20 protein-coding genes and 1 riboswitch are annotated in these 18,300 nt (G+C 38.5%); of the genes, 7 read left to right on the forward strand and 13 right to left on the reverse strand.

From position 1 onward, the window contains the following. The first annotated feature begins 17 nt into the window (after window positions 1–17). Window positions 18–770, forward strand: a complete 753-nt coding sequence (locus AC3WJG_RS22990; RefSeq protein WP_098579327.1) for a lipase family protein — start codon at window positions 18–20, stop codon at window positions 768–770. 26 nt (window positions 771–796) lie between these two features. Here AC3WJG_RS22990 and AC3WJG_RS22995 read toward each other — a convergent pair whose 3' ends face one another. Together AC3WJG_RS22995 and AC3WJG_RS23000 are read right to left on the reverse strand one after the other, a co-directional pair. Beyond that, window positions 797–1,285 carry a DinB family protein gene (locus AC3WJG_RS22995; RefSeq protein WP_337134558.1) on the reverse strand — a complete coding sequence of 163 codons (489 nt, stop codon included), beginning with the start codon at window positions 1,283–1,285 and terminating at the stop codon, window positions 797–799. Between the two features lie 635 nt (window positions 1,286–1,920). Continuing rightward, window positions 1,921–2,445: a type 1 glutamine amidotransferase domain-containing protein gene (locus AC3WJG_RS23000; protein WP_028410168.1), complete on the reverse strand. Its 525-nt coding sequence runs from the start codon at window positions 2,443–2,445 to the stop codon at window positions 1,921–1,923. Window positions 2,446–2,750: 305 nt separating this feature from the next. Here AC3WJG_RS23000 and AC3WJG_RS23005 point away from each other — a divergent pair, with 305 nt between their 5' ends. Continuing rightward, window positions 2,751–3,173: a DoxX family protein gene (locus tag AC3WJG_RS23005; protein WP_060746104.1), complete on the forward strand. Its 423-nt coding sequence runs from the start codon at window positions 2,751–2,753 to the stop codon at window positions 3,171–3,173. Window positions 3,174–3,241: 68 nt separating this feature from the next. On the opposite strand, the gene AC3WJG_RS23010 is transcribed toward AC3WJG_RS23005, so the two are convergent. The 4 genes from AC3WJG_RS23010 to AC3WJG_RS23025 form a co-directional block, all read right to left on the reverse strand. Further along, window positions 3,242–4,372, reverse strand: coding sequence for a M20 family metallopeptidase (locus AC3WJG_RS23010; protein ID WP_060746138.1), 1,131 nt, complete (start codon window positions 4,370–4,372; stop codon window positions 3,242–3,244). A gap of 262 nt (window positions 4,373–4,634) precedes the next feature. Then, entirely contained in the window at window positions 4,635–5,432 is a 798-nt protein-coding gene (locus AC3WJG_RS23015) for a HoxN/HupN/NixA family nickel/cobalt transporter (RefSeq protein WP_013055084.1), read from the reverse strand. A 133-nt stretch (window positions 5,433–5,565) separates the two neighbouring features. Next, window positions 5,566–5,748, reverse strand: a riboswitch (cobalamin riboswitch). A 105-nt stretch (window positions 5,749–5,853) separates the two neighbouring features. Beyond that, on the reverse strand, window positions 5,854–6,273 hold the full coding sequence (locus AC3WJG_RS23020) for an organic hydroperoxide resistance protein (protein ID WP_013055083.1): 420 nt from the start codon (window positions 6,271–6,273) through the stop codon (window positions 5,854–5,856). A gap of 152 nt (window positions 6,274–6,425) precedes the next feature. Continuing rightward, on the reverse strand, window positions 6,426–7,019 hold the full coding sequence (locus AC3WJG_RS23025) for an undecaprenyl-diphosphatase (RefSeq protein ID WP_013055082.1): 594 nt from the start codon (window positions 7,017–7,019) through the stop codon (window positions 6,426–6,428). Window positions 7,020–7,172: 153 nt separating this feature from the next. On the opposite strand from AC3WJG_RS23025, the gene AC3WJG_RS23030 reads away from it, so the two are divergent. From AC3WJG_RS23030 to AC3WJG_RS23045, 4 genes are all read left to right on the forward strand, one after another. Then, window positions 7,173–7,904 (forward strand): response regulator transcription factor, encoded by a 732-nt coding sequence (locus AC3WJG_RS23030; protein WP_276538749.1) that lies wholly within the window; start codon window positions 7,173–7,175, stop codon window positions 7,902–7,904. 3 nt (window positions 7,905–7,907) lie between these two features. Beyond that, complete coding sequence (locus AC3WJG_RS23035; protein ID WP_102813417.1) at window positions 7,908–9,254, forward strand: HAMP domain-containing sensor histidine kinase; 1,347 nt, start codon at window positions 7,908–7,910, stop codon at window positions 9,252–9,254. A gap of 72 nt (window positions 9,255–9,326) precedes the next feature. Continuing rightward, window positions 9,327–9,902 (forward strand): PepSY domain-containing protein, encoded by a 576-nt coding sequence (locus tag AC3WJG_RS23040; protein ID WP_337134557.1) that lies wholly within the window; start codon window positions 9,327–9,329, stop codon window positions 9,900–9,902. A gap of 133 nt (window positions 9,903–10,035) precedes the next feature. Then, window positions 10,036–10,575 carry a PepSY domain-containing protein gene (locus tag AC3WJG_RS23045; RefSeq protein WP_102813416.1) on the forward strand — a complete coding sequence of 180 codons (540 nt, stop codon included), beginning with the start codon at window positions 10,036–10,038 and terminating at the stop codon, window positions 10,573–10,575. 38 nt (window positions 10,576–10,613) lie between these two features. Here the strand turns inward: AC3WJG_RS23045 and AC3WJG_RS23050 are convergent, their stop codons facing one another. The 7 genes from AC3WJG_RS23050 to AC3WJG_RS23080 form a co-directional block, all read right to left on the reverse strand. Then, on the reverse strand, window positions 10,614–11,891 hold the full coding sequence (locus AC3WJG_RS23050; protein ID WP_102813415.1) for a DUF445 domain-containing protein: 1,278 nt from the start codon (window positions 11,889–11,891) through the stop codon (window positions 10,614–10,616). 127 nt (window positions 11,892–12,018) lie between these two features. Further along, window positions 12,019–13,374 (reverse strand): amino acid permease, encoded by a 1,356-nt coding sequence (locus AC3WJG_RS23055; protein ID WP_013055076.1) that lies wholly within the window; start codon window positions 13,372–13,374, stop codon window positions 12,019–12,021. 223 nt (window positions 13,375–13,597) lie between these two features. After that, window positions 13,598–14,248 carry an amino acid ABC transporter permease gene (locus tag AC3WJG_RS23060; RefSeq protein ID WP_047931859.1) on the reverse strand — a complete coding sequence of 217 codons (651 nt, stop codon included), beginning with the start codon at window positions 14,246–14,248 and terminating at the stop codon, window positions 13,598–13,600. 14 nt (window positions 14,249–14,262) lie between these two features. Beyond that, on the reverse strand, window positions 14,263–14,901 hold the full coding sequence (locus AC3WJG_RS23065) for an amino acid ABC transporter permease (RefSeq protein WP_025752890.1): 639 nt from the start codon (window positions 14,899–14,901) through the stop codon (window positions 14,263–14,265). 77 nt (window positions 14,902–14,978) lie between these two features. Then, window positions 14,979–15,791, reverse strand: a complete 813-nt coding sequence (locus AC3WJG_RS23070; RefSeq protein WP_337134556.1) for a transporter substrate-binding domain-containing protein — start codon at window positions 15,789–15,791, stop codon at window positions 14,979–14,981. A 21-nt stretch (window positions 15,792–15,812) separates the two neighbouring features. Further along, window positions 15,813–16,541 carry an amino acid ABC transporter ATP-binding protein gene (locus tag AC3WJG_RS23075; protein WP_028410185.1) on the reverse strand — a complete coding sequence of 243 codons (729 nt, stop codon included), beginning with the start codon at window positions 16,539–16,541 and terminating at the stop codon, window positions 15,813–15,815. Between the two features lie 476 nt (window positions 16,542–17,017). Next, a complete protein-coding gene (locus tag AC3WJG_RS23080; RefSeq protein ID WP_252124017.1) occupies window positions 17,018–17,539 on the reverse strand; it encodes a M15 family metallopeptidase in 522 nt (173 codons plus the stop codon). 214 nt (window positions 17,540–17,753) lie between these two features. Here AC3WJG_RS23080 and AC3WJG_RS23085 point away from each other — a divergent pair. Further along, a partial coding sequence (locus AC3WJG_RS23085; RefSeq protein WP_492588619.1) for a hypothetical protein occupies window positions 17,754–18,300 on the forward strand: 547 nt, incomplete at its 3' end.

Genomic DNA, 18,300 nt, shown 5'->3' on the forward strand with positions numbered 1-18,300 from the left:
AAAAGGTGTGAAAAACAATGATGAGAATAGAGCCTTTATTTTATCGTCCTTTAGCTCTAGACCTTCTTTACGCGTGCGTCTTAGCTTATAAGCAATACGCACAGGGAGGCACATTTGATGTACCTGAAGGCTACCGGCTTATTAAATCGTTTAAAGCTTCTGCCGTAGGGGTGCAAGAATGGTTTGGTTTTATTTTAGAATCTGATGACTCTATCGTAATTGCCTTTCGAGGAACTCAATCTGAGGCAGACTGGATTGCTGATGCTCGCATTAGGCAACGCCCTTATCCATACAATCAACAAGCTGGTCTCGTTCACGAAGGTTTTTTAGCCGTTTACGAATCATGCCGTGATGAAATTTTTGAAACGTATCAGTCCCTTACCCTCAAGCCACTTTATATAACAGGGCATAGCCTAGGTGGTGCACTCGCGGCTCTTCATGCCTTAGATGTCGCCACAAACGCATCTTTTCCGGAAGTTACAATGTACAACTACGGAGCTCCTCGAGTAGGTGATCCTCAATTCGTTCAAACATACACAAATCTTGTTTCAAATAGCCGCTGTTTTGTTAACACGACGGATACGGTTCCTAAAATCCCTCCGAAGCGCCTTTATTCCCCTTCCACCAAGCAAACGATTTATTATGATCAAGATCCTCTGCAACTCTCGTTTACCATTCAAACAGGCTCTACCGTAGGGAACCATAATCCCCAAACATATAGTGTTGGTATTTGGATGATGTCGGATTATCCTATTTTGGTCCAAAAATAAAAAAACAGGCGGACTGCCTGTTTTTTTTATGCACCAATTGCCGTTTTGATTTCTTCTATTTGTCCTTGATGACGCTTTTCATGATAGCCAATAAAATCAATCCACTGCTTTAAATCCATTAACCCAAACACAGGGTGTGGAAATGATTTTTGCTTTAGCTTGTTTTCACTTGCTGTTTCTTCTAGCTCTATTAAAGCCGCTCTCGATTCTGCCAACTTACTCTTCATTTCTTCTAATGTCTGCTTTTCATTAGAAGGCGTAACTTGAGCCGGTGCATCTACTTTTCGCGCACGGTCTACCGCTAAATGAAACGGCTTATCTTCAGTCGGCTGATCTACACCGTTTTCTAACTGATCTTTCACACGTGAAACAATCATGCGCTCCATCAAATATAAATGTTCTAATACTTGCATAACGCTCCACGTATTAGATGCTGGCTGTTGATTTAATTGTTCATATGTTAATGATTCTACACTGCTCAATACATCATTTCGAAACTGTTCATTTTTATTCATTTTTCATCCTCCTCTAGGATTCCTCTAGCTTATCGTATCAAAAAACTCTTCCATATAAAAAAGATATCCCTTTCTTTAACCATGTTTTAGCTGCAATTGTTTCACGTGAAAAAATTGCATTTTCTATTTGACATAGATCAACTGAGGTGTTATATTTAGATTTCTGGCTTTTCTTTAAAAGCTGGACATAGTGAAAGTAACTTGAAAGGATGTATCGTACAATGCAAGGTAAAAATACTGGCATTCGACACATGTCTTTGAACAAAACTTATTCACACTGGATCGGCTTCGGAGCCGTAAGGATGCAAGAGAGGTAGGGCTTGCGTCGTTTAGGTTAATCGATCATGTGGAAAAACAAACCGCGGCAATGGATGAAATCCATGCAAGCACAATCAATGCTAATTGTGCCCTAACAACAACGAAACATACAAAAACCGTAATCATGGATTTTATAAAGAAAGTAATCATTTTGTTTTTACACTTGCAGAAAGCAAGTTACTGATAAGAAACACGAACAAAAGCGAGCAGATGCATCTGCTCGCTTTTTTAATGATTGTTTTTTATTTGCTTTATCATTTCTTTTTTAGCGGACCTTACAAAAAAAGCCAAAACCAGTATGGTTTCGACTTTTTTTCTTATTGCTCTGCTAGTACATCAGCAAATGCTTTTGCATAAGGAGGAAGGTCTGGCGGGCGGCGGCTTGAAATGATGTGGCCGTCGATTACGACTGCTTCATCATGCCAAATAGCTCCCGCATTTTCCATATCATCTTTGATTCCTGGCGTACTTGTTACGTTTCGGCCATCTAAGATTTTTGCAGAGATTAATACCCATCCTGCATGGCAGATTTGGCCGATTGGCTTTTGCTGTTCATCCATATGACGAACCATTTCAATTACTTCAGGGTAGCGGCGCAGTTTATCCGGCGCCCAGCCTCCAGGTACTAAAATAGCGTCATATTCAGCTGGATCAACATCTTTAAACGCGTAGTCCGATATGGCTGGAACACCGTATTTCCCCATGTACGTTTCGTTTGCTTTTTCTCCAACTAAATGTACTTCTGCTCCTTCTTCTCGAAGACGCATCACTGGATACCATAGTTCTAGATCTTCAAAGTCTGCACTAACAAGCGCAATAACTCTTTTATTTTCTAAGCGCATCGTAACACCTCCGCCATCAGTATAGCATGTTGGAGAATAAGATTGAAAATAAGGGACTAAATTATACATAATTAAAGGATTTTTCAAGTGCCCTTCAGAAAATTTTCGTATGCCAAATGGTCTAATTTTATATTTTTACTTGACTGGGGACAAACATCACACTACAATGTGTAGTGTGATGTTCATAATGTTGTAAAATTATCCAAATCAGAAAGACTTTCTGATTTAATTGCTACATTTCTTTTTTCAGGCTTTTACACTACATAATGTAGTGTTTTTCAAATACACTTAAAGGAGGAAGTAAAGTGAATAAAAACGTTGAAATTGGTTCACTTATTATTCGTTTAGTATTAGGTTTTACATTTTTAGTGCACGGCTTTCAAAAATGGCAAGGCGGGATTGAAAATACAGTAGGGTTCTTCGATAGCTTAGGAATCCCTGGTTTCATGGCATATATTGTTGCAACCATTGAACTTGTAGGTGGGGTTCTTATTATTCTTGGTCTAGCAACAAGAGTCGTAGCTGCTTTATTTGTGGCAGTTATGCTTGGCGCCATTTTTACAGCCAAGCTTAAAAGCGGATTTGTTGGCGGGTTTGAGTTTGATATTGCCTTAATTGCCATGTCTGCTCACTTATTTCTTGCAGGAAGCCAGTTCCTTGCTCTTGATGCAGTGGTATTCAAAAAGAAAGAAACTGCCTTTTCTCTTCAAGAAGAAAGCAGTAAATAAAAAAGAAAGCTTATACTCTCCCAATATAAGCTCTCAGATTAGTCCCCTCCGTTTGAGGCGGGCTTTTTTTATATTTGCAGCAGCAAATTCGCAAATAAAGAAGAACGCTCGGATAACGTATCAATTTGAATATGTTCATATTCCGCATGTATTCCTTTTCCGCATGCTCCTAGCCCATCCAACGTGGGAACGCCAATGGCCGCTGTAAAATTGCCATCACTTCCTCCTCCAACAGCTGCTTCTTCTAATTTCATACCCAGTTTGGCCGCGATTGACTGAGCGCATTCAAATAACTCTTCCGTTTGTTTAGACTTGACCATCGGAGGACGATTCATGCCTCCCGTTACTTCGAGCTTAATCCCTTTTAAAATGGGTGTTAAATTCAAAATAATATCCGTCATGCGTTTTGCTTCTTCTTCTGTAGAAACACGTAAATCCACGTGCGCTTCTGCATATTCCGGCACTACATTTGTACCGCTGCCTCCCGTAAATGTCCCAACGTTCACCGTTGTACCTTTTTCATAATCTGTTAAGCTCTGCAAGAAAATCACTTGGCGCGCCAGCTCTTCAATCGCATTGATTCCTTCTTTGTGGTGATTACCCGCGTGTGCTGCTCGTCCCCATACTTTTACGGTAAAAATTCCCGCTCCTTTGCGCGACGTTTTTAACGCACCTGAACCCGCCACCGCCGGTTCCGCTACTAGCACTGCTTCACTTCTTTGCGCTTCTTCTTCAATGTATTTTTTAGAAGAAATTGACCCAATCTCTTCATCCGAATTGCAGAAAAACACAATTTTTTTATCCAGCGGTAAGCCAAGCTCTTGAATCGCTTTAATCGCCCATATAGATTGTACAATGCCCCCTTTCATGTCTAAAATTCCCGGACCGTACAGCTTGTTTCCCTCTGTTCTTAGACTCAGCCTTCCCTTTTCCCACACCGTGTCAAAGTGACCGATGATTAAAAGCTGCTTTTCTCCTTCTCCAATCGTAAATTTCAAGTGGTTTCCTACTTCTTTTTCTTCTATGATTTCGTACCCTACCCCTAAACGCTTTTGAAACAGCTGCGTTAAATACTTTCCACACTGATCTACTAACTCTTTACTGTAGGACGGTGATTCTTTTTTCACAAATCCCACTAAATCTTCGAGCATCTCTTGTTCGTGTTCTTTTAAATAACTAAACACGCTTTGTTCTACCATTACCTGACTCAAATCAATTCCTCCTCTAGAAAACCCCTGCTGCTTGCATTAAATGCTTTTATTTATCGTACGTATAACTATGTTCTACGTTTCACATAACGACCTTAAATTATCCTTAATTATAATGGTTTTCAGACAATTTTCCATCCTTTAAATACAGATAATACTTTAACTTATTCATAACCGACCGAAAATAGCCATAAACTTCAACAAATTCATACAAAAAAGCTTCAATCTTCAACAGATTAAAGCTTTCGTTTGACTAATTGACATTTATTTTAATATTTTTCCCTTTTGACTTCACACTCACAAAAACAAACATAGACACTAAAAAAATAAACAGAATAACGCCAACCATTTCAAAGTTTACTTCGGCCCATGGGTTAAAGAAAGTGAATGCTAAATAGAACGACACACCATACGCGAGGACAACAATAACCCAGCCCATCAAGCGGGAAGCAGATTGTCCAAATTTACTCGATTCATTTACCATTTTGTGTACAATCATCGAATCGATTGTATCTGTAAGCATCATGCCAAACATAAACACTAGTCCCAACAAAAGCGGCGTATACTTGCCTGCGTTCCCTACAGCTAGAGACCACACGGCCGTTTGACTGACCGTTTCGGCTGCTAAAGCGAACAATGCCCCTACAAGAATAATTAAAAAAGGATTCGTTGTTCCTTTTGCGATTTTCGGAATAAACTTCCCTTTTAATCCGCTCAGCTGAAACTCTTCTTCTTTATTTTTAGTTCGAAGCAAATGATATGTGTTTAATGTTCCAATCAGAAAGAGAGAGATAATGGATACCCAAGATGCAAAATGATCGAAATATGATGGAAACGTAAAATTCTTCATCACCACGCCCAGCACCCCGGCCGTGACGGCCACCATTCCTCCATGACCTAGTGAAAACAGCGTTCCGACCCACGGGGCAAAACGGCTGCCCATTCTCCAATTATATCGGGTCTGGCCGTCAATAAAAGCTAAGTGATCTGCATCCAATCCGTGCCTGATTCCTAATAAAAAGACAAGTAAAAAAACTGATAAACCTTCCATTTCCTACACTCCTTTTTTTAAAATAAAACGTAAAAAAGCCTCAATTCTATAGAAATTGAGGACGTGTCGGCATATGAAAATAAACAGCAATTGCTCACTGCGTACCTTGATACACCGCCTCTTTCCTAGAAGAGTCAAGTGTACAGAATAGGTAGGTCTCCTGGCTTGAGATCATCATTTTCTACCGTCTTCCCCATTTTGAGTGACGATAAGATAGAAAACTCCCTGCTTACAGTGGCTGGACCGCTCGAGATTTGCACTCGATTCCCTGTTACCTCTTACGCTATGTAAGAGCACCTAAACTGTGCGAATGATTCATTTTCTTCCTCATTATACTAGTACCGCTTACAAATGAATAGAGAAAATTCAAATAAAAAAGCCCTGCTAAGCTTTACATGCTTAGCAGGGCTTTTTAAAGCAATTAAACTACTTCTACCGTTACGTCTACGTTGCCGCTGATTGCTTTTGAATACGGGCAGTATGAGTGAGCTAGGTCTACGTATTTTTTCGCTGTTTCTAAATCTAAGCCTTCAATATGAGCTTCAAGCGCTACTCCAATTTTCACTCCTTGATCAGCTTTATCAGGAAGCAGCTGAACAGTAGCTTTTACTTCACTGCTTTTGATTTCTACGTTATGTTTTTTCAACATAAATTCTAACGCGCTGTTGAAACAAGCACTGTATCCAGCTGCAAACAGCTGCTCTGGGTTTGTTGCTGTTGTTGCTTCTCCACCAAGCGCTGGAGGTGTTGCAACGTCTAAGTTAAAGATGTTATCTAAAGAGTGAACTTCTCCTGTTCTTCCACCTGTGTTAACGACTGTTGTTTCATATAAAGCTTTCATGTATAAACCTCTCCTCTTTTTCATTAATTTTATTAAAAGTTTTTTGTTTATCGTTTCTGTAATTTAATTGTACACAATTTAATTTTAAAAAACAAGTATTAAATACATTAAAAATTCCCCAATAAAAAAAGCCGCGTATTTGCGACTTTTTCTTAATAATATTGAGACTGTTCGTCATAAGCTGATTTTCGAAAAATAGACAAGTTGGTAATAGCTCTCATCAGTTTCGTATTAAAAATAACATAATGAATAAACAGCGCCAGCACGCAGCCTAGAACGGCTCCTGTTAACACATCGAATGGATAATGAACGCCAACCCATACGCGTGAAAAGGCAATGAGTACGCCCATGACAACCCACATGCGCCCTGAACGTTTGAAATGCAGCCAAATGGTAAAAGTGATAACTAATGCAGATGTAGCATGATCGCTTGGAAATGAAGAATTTGCGGCGTGATCAATAAGCTGATTCACGTGGTGAGAGATAAACGGACGATCTCGATAAGCAAATAAACTAATCACTTTATTGATAATGACTCCTGTGGCACAAGCACACAAAGCTTGAAATGCTACAACACGGCTGCCGTTTTTATTAATAAGTAAAAACAAGCCGAGTAAAACGATAAGTACATACTGGGCATAATCTGCAAAGAATACCATCAGCGAATCTAGAGGCTTTACGTGTGAGGCATACTGATTCACCGCGTGGAAGATGGTATAATCTACTGAATTAATAGCTGATAACATAATCGAAATCCTTTCTTATTTTTAAATGTCATTAGCTATCTTATCAGTTTCTTGAGAAAATGAACATTATTTCTCGGGCTATTATTGATATATTTAGTCAAATAACTATTGATTTCCCTGTCATTTATACACCTCCAATCTCTCCGTGCTATAATGTACGCAGCTATACATAGACACAAGGGGGAATTTTCGTTGAGTAAAGGCAGAATTTTAATAGTAGAAGATGAGCGCAAAATTGCTCGTTTAATTCAACTCGAGCTTGAACATGAAGGGTACGAAACGGGCATAGCTTACACGGGAACAGAAGGATTGGCAGAGTTTCAAGAACACGATTGGGATTTGCTGCTTTTAGATGTGATGCTTCCTGAACTGAGCGGACTCGAAGTACTTCGTCGCATTCGAGCAAATGATGATCAAACGCCCGTTATCTTATTAACAGCTCGAGACGCCCTTCCTGATAAGGTAAGCGGACTAGATTTAGGAGCAAACGACTACATTACAAAGCCTTTTCAAATTGAAGAGCTTTTTGCACGCATTCGCGTATGGCTTCGCCATCCCGCATCAACATCGACTGCTGAACAAGAAACAGCAACTCTTCAACTAGGGAATTTAGTCGTTAACGAAAAAACGCGAGAAGTTACGCGTGAAAATGAAGCTATTGAGCTGACTCCTAAAGAATATGATTTACTTGTCTATATGCTTCAAAACAAAAATCAAGTGCTGAGCTTTGAACAGCTTCTTACAAACGTTTGGGGATTTGATTATTACGGAGACACAAATATTGTATACGTATACATTCGTTATTTACGTAAAAAGATTGATGCTTCATTTTCAACTCCGTACATTCAAACAGTGCGCGGCGTTGGCTACATGCTGAAGGAGTAGCTTATGAAACTACAAACAAAGATTATTCTTACATCAACTGCGCTGCTTTTTATTCTGCTAGTAATTGCAAACAGTTCGATTTACTTCATTTTCAAGAAGACCATGGAAGACAACGCAATTGAACGTTTGCAAACAGAAACAAGCAATGTAACAAATGGGCTAAAGCAAACGAGTGCGACGGTTAAACAAGCCAACTTGCTTCGTGCCTATTTGCCCCCTAACGGAATGATTCGTATTTTACCCAAATCCGGCAGTCCTTTAGTTGTATCCGTTACGGATCAAACGAAAGAGCTTCAGGACTTACCTTATTCCTATTATTCAAATGAACAAACAAGCATCAAAGAAGATGACGGCCATCTATACGCGATTTCACACACCCCTGTCATTTGGACGAACGGTGAAGTTGTTTCTTTGGAAGTCACGGAACAACTGGCAGATGTGGAACAATCTCTGCAGACATTAAAATTTATCTTGCTCATTGCCTCGCTTGTTATATTAATTCCAACCATATTTGCTGGACGGCTTTTAAGTAAAATTATTTTGCGGCCTATCAAATCTCTTATTCAAACCATGGAAGAAATTCAAGTGTCTCGCACATTTAAAAAAATTGACCTCTCTTCTTCTTCTAAAGATGAGTTAGATCAAATGGCCAACACCTTCAATAATATGATGGATTTATTAGAGGAAAACTATAAAAAGCAAGAGCAGTTCGTATCCGATGCTTCTCATGAATTAAAAACACCCCTGACCGTTGTAGAAAGCTATGCCAATATGCTAAAACGATGGGGAATGAAGCGGCCTGATATTTTAGAAGAAGCCATCGAAGCCATTCACTCTGAGTCTTTACGCATGAAACAGCTTACGTCTCAAATGCTGGTGCTTGCGAAAGATGAGTCGCAGCGGGAGCTTCACATGGAACACGTAGATGCGGCGGCCATCTGCAGACAAACAATCAAACATCTAGAACAAGCCTTTGAACGAACCATTTATTTAAATATAAAAACGGATCATCCCGTCGTAACAGCGGATGAAAAACGCTTAAAGCAGCTGCTGTACATCCTCTTAGATAATGCCATTAAATATAGTGAAAAAGCGGTAGAGGTAACCATAACAAGAAGCGAAAGCTTTATGATTACGGTCACAGATCAAGGAATTGGTATTCCAAAAGAAGACTTATCAAACGTGTATGAACGCTTTTTTCGCGTAGATAAAGCAAGAAATCGAGAAACCGGTGGTTCTGGACTTGGATTATCTATTGCTCGAAAGATTGTAGAAGCTCATAGCGGGCGTATTGAGATTAGCAGCCAAGAAGGAAAAGGGACATCAGTAACGGTTTCCTTTCCTCTTTGATTTCTCGCCTTTTCTTAGAGATTTTTAAGAATCGCCTGCTATACTACTTTTTAAGATACTGGAGGTGAATGTATGAAGAAAACGGTACTTTTTATACTTATTTTTCTTGCTGTTGGTTCAGCTAGCTTTTACGGAATAGCAAAAGCAGTGAATCGGCCTGATACAATTTTATCGGAATCGGACGTCAGCAGTATGATTCAGCAAAAATATGGCGGCACTATTGAAAATGCAAGCTTTTCCCAAAAAGATGATGAACCGATTTATCGAATCACTTTGCTTAAAAATGATATTCCATACCACATCACAGTAAATGGAGAAAATGGAGAAGTCCATTCATTAATCAAACAAAAAGTAAAGAAACAAACGTCTACTCAAACTAAAAATAATATAGAAGAAGAGCAAAAAAAGAACGAGCAGCCACCAGTTTCTCTTACATCCGACGAGCCTCTCATTTCAATGGAACAAGCAAGAGACATTGCTTTACAAAAAGTAAAAGGAACGTTTTCCTCAGTTGAAATAGAAGAGGAAGAAGGCCAAACCTTCTACGAAGTCGAAATTGATCAGTCTAAAACAAGAGAAGCTAAAGTGATGATCAATGCTTACTCCGGACATGTAGATTCCATCACCTATGAAAATGACGATGATTAAAAGTACAGCGGAAAGCTGTGCTTTTTTTATCTATTTTTATTTATTTCTAAGAAAATTTTAAACTTCTTCTTCTTTTCCTTTAAAGTTCATTGGCTAAGATAGTCTTAACAACAAATCGAGGAGGCCATAACATATGAAAGTTATTACAACCGTTTTAGCCAGTGCAGTACTAGTCGGTGGATTAGGTGCAAGCGCATATGCAATGACAGACCAGTCCAAAAGCAATGATAAGAAGCAAACCACAACGATTGAAGAAGCAAAGGCAAAAGACATTGCCCTTCAAAAAACAGATGGCGGCGACATTACAAATATCCAATTAGCCATAGATGATGGCGTTAAACAATATGAAGTAGACATCACAAAAGGTAATAAAGAATACGATGTAGACATTGACAGCAGCAGCGGTAAAATCATTGAATTTGATGAAGAGCAAAAAGACAATGAAGATGAGAAAGAAGAGGAACTTCAAAACATTTCCCCTGCTATTTCATTAGATCAAGCGATAAAAACAGCTTTAAAGAGTGCTAAAGGAACCGTCAATGAAACGGATCTAGACCAAGAAAACAACCGTTTAGTATATGAAATTGAAATTGACACAGCTGATAAACGTGAAGCAACTGTTTCAGTAGATGCCAAAAACGGCGGCGTAATCAGTGTAGAACTAGATGATTAATAGAAAAAGCACACTCCAAAACGAGTGTGCTTCTTTTTTTATACCGCTAATTTAATAACCGTTAATACAATACCAATCAAGAATCCACATAGAGCTCCGTTCACTCGAATCCACTGCAAATCTTTTCCGACATTGTTTTCCATCATATCCACAAGTGTTTCATCATCTAATTTATCTAAGTTTTCTTGAACAAGCTGTCCAATTTTCGAATGATTCTCTTCTACAAAGCTCATGATTTGCTTTTGAATAGCCGTATCAATTGCTTCTTGACGCTGTTCATCCTCTTCAAGAGCATTCAGCCAGCTCTCTACGTAAGGAACCGCGTAGCTTTTCATAAATTCAGGGCTTTCAATGAATGCTGTCACTTTCGCTTTCATTTTATCGACGATTTCTGTTAATTTATTCGTTACATTTAATTCATTAATCGTTTTTTGTTTCCATGCTTCTAATTTTTCAAGAAGTTCTTCATTCTGCTCCAAGCCTTGCAGCTCTTTTCTAATTCCATTTACCAAAGCAAGGCGGTATTCATCATCTTCGTTACGAAGACGTCCTGTAATAGAAAGCAATAAATTTTGCAAAATAGATCCTAGCTTCTCTTCATTAATCATGCTTTGAAATGATTTGAGAGCGAATTGTAAAATACCATCAAGCTCAATATTATCAAGCGCATTTTTAGCAATACTTCCGAGCTGATACTGCGTTTCTTCTTTTTTAATCCAGCTCTCCCCTTTATTTAAAAGAACATCAAGCGCTTTTTCATCATACTGATTTTTTACCACTTCTCCAACAATCGAATGCACAATAGGCTTTAACTCTATTGCTAAAAGCGATGATTTGAGCTCTTTTTCAATAATAGGAACGACTTTCTCTGTATCCACACGATTAATCGCATCAACAAGCAGTGCTGTTCCTTTTTGTTGAATTGTTTCCGAATGAACACCTTTTCGAACAATCGGAAGCAAACGCTGTGTAAACGCAATTCTTTTTACTTTTTCTTGAATACTTTCTTTTGACAGCCAGTCGTTTTCAAGCGTTGAGACTAGCCCTCTTGTAATACGCTGTCTGTTTTTAGGAAGCAGCGCAGTGTGTGGAATAGGAATGCCTAAAGGGTGACGAAAAAGAGCCGTAACGGCAAACCAATCCGCTAATCCGCCGACTAACCCAGCTTCGAACCCACCTTGAAGCAACCGACCCCAAATTGAATCACCAAAAGGCATTGTGGCAACGAAGCCCACTCCCATAATCGCCAAAGAAATCACGGCTAAGTGCTTTGATTTCTTCTTTGGGTTTGTTGTAAATACATTATTTGATTCCATTATAGTCCTCATCCTTTATTTATTTAACTAAACATTTCATCTAGAAATATGTAACGTGATACAGAAACTTCCACAAAAAAAGAAAGACAAGCTTTTACCCTCGTCTTTCTAGTATATTGCCTTTTTGCTATACTTCAAACTTTTTTTCTTTTCGACTTTTATTAATAAATGAAAAAATGAGGAGTACGACCAAGATAACCGCACATACGCTGGATCCAATCACATTGTTTTTATTAAACATAAATGATACAAAAATAACAAGCAGTGCTGCTGTTGCAAAAAGCGTTGTATAAGGAAACCACTTTAATGCGAAAAACGGCTTTTCTTTATACCCTTTACGCAGCTTTAATTGAGCTAAACAAATGCTTACCCAAATAAGAATAATCGTGAAGCCCGGAATGGTCATTAAATAACTAATTACATTATCCGGTGTTTTATAAGCTAAAAACACACCCATTAAAATACAAACAGCCGTAATCATTAAACCATTAATCGGAATACCGTTTTTTGAAACTTTTAAGAAGCGCTTTGATGCTTCTCCGCTTTGAGCCATAGCATAGAGCGTACGCGAAGTTGCATACATCCCTGAATTCGCTGCTGATAAAACGGCCGTTAATAAAACGAAGTTCATAATATGAGCCGCACCCGGCAGTCCGGTGATACTAAACACTTGGACAAATGGACTGTCTTGTCCTGATACAGAATTCCAGGGCATAAGGCCGCAAATAATTAAAATAGGCAAAATGTAAAAGCCAATCACTCGCCATACTGTGCCTTTGATCACTTTCGGTAACACGTTTTTCACATCTTTTGTTTCCGTTACGGCCACACCAATTAATTCAGCTCCGCCGTAAGAGAACATCACAATTAAAAAGGCACTCAGCACACCGCTCATGCCGTGAGGAAAAAAGCCTCCATGAGCCGTATAATTTGCCCAGGGGTTTTGCACATCACTTGGAATTACACCGAATAAAATGAAAGCTCCCAAAATGATAAAAGCAGTAAGAGCAATTACTTTAATACCGGCAAACCAAAACTCAATTTCTCCGTAATACTTCACTTGAAATAAATTCATCCCTACAATCAGCACTGCACAGAGAAAGCTTAAGAGCCAAAGAGGTACAGAAGGGAACCAAAACTTCAAAAAGCTTCCTCCCGCAAGCAGTTCAACAACTGTCACGACAATCCAGTTCACCCAGTACAGCCACCCTACAATAAAAGAGGTTTGCGTACCGAATGCCTTATGCACTAAATTTTGTACGTTCATATTCGGATAGACAATTGCCATCTCTGCCAATGCTGTCATTACAATAAATAAGATAAGACCGCCAAACAAATACGCCAGTACAACACTTGGTCCTGCAATACCTAGCGTATCAGCACTGCCTTTAAAAATGCCTGTCCCAATCATACCGGCAAGCGCAATGAGCTGCACATGACGAGGCAACAGACCTTTTTTTAAATTTTGATCTTGTTTTTCCATGATGCCCGTCCCTTCTGTTCATTTTACGTGTTAGTTTAACCAAATCACTTCTTGCGCAAAAACCCCTACCGGATATTCAGTAGGGGGTGAACCAACACTGTTTTTCTTCTCTATGATGAATGAAAATGATCTGATTTTACCACTGTTACTTTAGTCATTTTATGCGTTGAATCAATACATTGTCAATGTTATTTATTTTCCAAAAATAAAGTCAAAAGAGTATCTACACCCTTTTGACTTCTAGTCTTCTTGCAATGATAGATAAAGCATAGTTTACAATAAAATACATCATCGCGATGATCAAAAACATTGGGACTACGTAGCTTTGTTTCTGTCCGTAAATGATTTGAGCGTTATGCAGCAAATCAGGAAGTGCGATCACTACTGCAAGCGACGTATCTTTTAATAAGGAAATAAATTGACTAACTAAAGGAGGCACCATTCTCCGCAAAGCTTGGGGCAGCACAACGAAACGAAGCGTTTGATAATAGTTTAAACCTGATGATCGCGCCGCTTCGATTTGTCCTTTTTCAATTGATTTTAATCCGCTTCGGATAATCTCTGAAATCATAGCAGATTCAAATACAGTGAGGGCCACAATCGCTGCTGACGTAATTTCCATATCAATTCCGATTTCAGGTAAAGCAAAGTATGTAAAAAAGATGATTAAAAGCAGCGGCAAATTCCGGATAATTTCTACGATAAAAGCAAGTACATAAGACAGAACTGGAATGCGGGCATACCTTAAAATACCTACTATACTTCCAATAAGAAAACTTAATACAATCGAAATGAATGCTACTTTTAAAGTGACCCAAAATCCTTCCATTAAGAAGGAAAGGTGATCAGGAGAATAAGCACCCATAAAATCCATCACTTTCACTCCTTTCAGCTTGTTTTACCAAGACGTTTCTCAAGATAACCAACTCCTAAGCTTAACGGAATCGTTAGAACTAAATAGAACAGAGCCACAAAAATATACACATCAAACACTACGTAAGTTTGAGAGGAAACAAGATCTGCCTGATACATTAAATCAAAACCAGCAACAATCCCTAACACCGATGAGTTTTTGACTAAATTAATGAATTGATTCCCAAGAGGAGGAATGACGATTTTAATGGCTTGAGGCAATACAATGAAACGCATCGCCTGACCGTACGTAAGGCCAGATGAACGTGCCGCTTCAAGCTGCCCTTTTGGAACTGCCATAATTCCCGCTCGTATGGCTTCGGCTATAAAAGCTGCCGTATAAATAGTTAGTCCCAGCACTCCGGCCGCTGTACCGCTGATTCCCGCCACAATAAAAATAAAAAAGACGATAACCACAAGGGGAATATTTCGAATGAACTCTACATAGACCGTACCAATTACATTTACTATTTTGAGAGGGGCTATTCGCATTACCGCAATGATCGTACCGAGTGCAAAGCTGGCGACTAGAGCGATCAGACTGGCAATAATAGTGTATTTAAATCCTTCTAAATAAAGATCCATATTGTCCGTCAGAATTGAAAAATCCAACAATTTTCTTCCTCCTTTCAACTAAACAAGCAGGATGAGCATAATGCTGCTCATCCTGAGAAAAGAAAACTGTACGCTTATTATTTGATCCACTTGTCGTGAATTTCATCATATTTTCCAGAGTCTTTTATCTTTTTAAGCGCATCGTTTAATGCATCTACAAGCTCTTTGTTTCCTTTTTTCACAGCAATGCCATAAGGCTCTTCTGTGAACGGCTTTCCTACTAACTCATAAGAAGGATCTTCATCAGCCATTCCATAAAGAATAGCATCATCAGTTGTTAAAGCATCTCCTTGCTTAGATTTTAAAGCTGTAAATGCTTCTGCATAGTTTTCAAACTCTAATACCGTTGTCTCTGGTGCTTTTTCGCGAATATTAATAGCTGAAGTTGATCCTTTAACAGCCAACACTTTAGTACCTTTCTTCAAATCATCAACGCTCTTAATTTTACTGCCTTTTTTCACAAGCAGAGACTGGCCAGCTTGGAAATATACATCCGTAAAGTCTACTTCTTTTTTACGTTCATCTGTAATAGTCATTGTTGCAACAACAGCATCAATATCTCCTTTTTGAAGAAGAGGAACCCTTGTTTTAGACGTAACTTCTTTAAATTCTACCTTGTTTTCATCGCCTAAAATCTCTTTAGCCAGCTGCTTAGAAATATCAACATCAAAACCTTCCACTTCACCCGTCTTCGGATTTTTTAATCCGAACAACCGCGTATCATTTTTAACTCCAATGACGATCTTCCCTCGGTCTTTGATTTCAGTGAGCGCATCTTTTTTAGCTGACGATCCACTCGTTTCTTCACTTTTCCCTCCACAAGCTGCTAACATCATAGCCGCTGCTAATGAAAGCACAGCTGCCTTTAAAAACGTTTTTGATTTTTTCATATTACTCCCCCTATTAAACAATTAATGATTTAAAATACGGCTAAGAAATAAACGTGCCCTTTCTTCTTGAGGGTTTTCGTAGAACTCAGCCGGAGTTGCCTCTTCTAAGATTTTTCCTTGATCCATAAATACAATGCGGTCCGCTACTTCTTTTGCAAACCCCATTTCATGAGTTACAACTACCATGGTCATTCCTTCTTTAGCCAATGTTTTCATGACATCCAGCACTTCTCCAATCATTTCTGGATCAAGAGCAGAGGTAGGCTCATCAAAAAGCATAATTTCTGGCTTCATCGCGAGTCCCCTCGCAATAGCTACCCGCTGCTGCTGCCCGCCTGAAAGCTGGGACGGGTAGGCGTTAGCTTTTTCACCGATTCCGACTTTATCTAAATAGTATAGAGCTGTTTTCTTAGCTTCTTCTGACGACTGTCCCAATACTTTCATAGGTGCTAACGTGATATTTTCTAAAACCGTTTTGTGCGGATATAAATAAAAATGCTGAAACACCATACCTATATTGCGGCGCAGTTTGTTAATATTTGTTTTTTTATCCGCCACCAATATATTATTTACCGTTAACTGTCCGTTAGATATTGTTTCTAAATAATTTATGCATCGCAGCATCGTGCTTTTACCCGAACCCGACGGTCCAATTACGACGACAACTTCCCCTTTTTTAATGGTTAAATTGATATCTTTTAATACGTGAAAGTCACCGTAATATTTATTCACTCCGTCAAAAACAATCATTTTCCCCCTCCTAATCTGCGAACAACAATAAATATTTAAATTTTTAAAATTTTTAAAATATATTAAAAATTATATTCTTACCCTCAAAAAAAAGTCAACAGTTGACAAATTATCTCTTTTTTGTAATCAAAATGAACTATCTTCAAATAAAATATGCTAGAAAAATAAAAGGTTTTGTCGGCATCCGCCGATATGTAAGCATACGTTCGCTAGGCTGAAGGTACTTGTATAAGCTTAATCAATAGATTATATTAGTTAACGCATATCTTTATACAAATTGTCTTTCATTTTTATAGGGCATTTTTCTCTAATCACTTTTCTTTCTACTCATCCATTTATGTTTTTATTATATTAATATATATAATTGTCTTGTCAAAAAATTAACAAAAAAGAAAGTACAAGATTTCAGTCGCGGTAGAGGTTCTGACATAAATATAATGAAATTATGTTGTTCTTTTAAAAAAACACACGCTTTATTAGCGTGTGTCGTCTGTTATATTTTCCGGACTCATTTGAAAATGCGGATAATCTTTAAACCCTTTCCAATCTCCTCCCCATTCGAATCCTAATTTTTTTGCTATAGCTACAACTTCCATCCAATCAGATTTATTGTTGTTATTACCGTCATATTCCATGTCCCAAATAACTCGTCCATCTTTTGACTGAATAGCAAAATCAATAGCTAATCCGTAATTGTGATAAGACTGGCCGCCCTTTGAATAGGTAACAATGTTGCCTTCTTCCGTCCTGCCTTTTGCATAAAGCTTATCTTGTTCTTCTTTTGAACGGAAACCTTCCGTAATGACAATCGAGATTCCTTGGTCACTTGCTTGTTGAACAAGTTTATTTTTCTTTTCTTCTACGACAGGATGCAACTCAGTTGCTCCTGAAAAATCTTCTAGCCTTGGACCAGGCTTTAACTCATCGCGAAACAAAAATACCAGGCTTACCGCTATTACAACTATCAAAGCTATTGCCAATTTTTTAAGAACGTTCATCTATATAAAGTCTCCATTCTTTTTTGCTGCTGTTTAGATAAAATCATATCGAATTTCATTTTGTTATCCAATAAAAGAGCTGTATTGTTCAACAAACGTCTATATTTTTTCGTTTTTTATCTATTTTCACCATTTTTTCACTATTGGTGGTTACATTAACAATTGTGGACAGCTCTGTACCACACCCCTATAACTTTTAAGGAGTGACAACAGCATGAAAAAGAAACTATTCGGTTATATCATGGCAAGCGGTTTAACACTAGGAGTTATGGCCGCTGCAAATTCCACGGCATTTGCAGCAAGCAAAGATGAAACAAGCTCTTCAACAGTTGTAGAGCGAACAAATGGCAGTACAACAAATACGGATGATGCAACACAACAAAAAGTTGATGATATTATGAAAAAAGCACAGGAAAAATTACAGAAGCTCGGCGTAAGCTTGCCTCAGCACAAAGAAGGCCCTTTCAGCAATCTAGATGCAGCTACTAAAGAAAAAGCGAAAGCTATCATGAATCAGTTGCGCGACGGCACCCTGACTAAGGAACAAGCGGAAGCCAAATTAAAAGAACTGGGCGTGAATTTTCCTGAACATAAAGGCGGTCCTTTTAACAATTTAGATGCGGCTACAAAGAAAAAAGCGAAAGCTATTATGGATCAGCTGCGCGACGGCACCCTGACTAAAGAACAAGCGGAAGCCAAATTAAAAGAACTGGGCGTGAATTTTCCTGAACATAAAGGCGGTCCTTTTAACAATTTAGATG

This window comes from Priestia sp. FW507-14D1A, assembly GCF_058781295.1.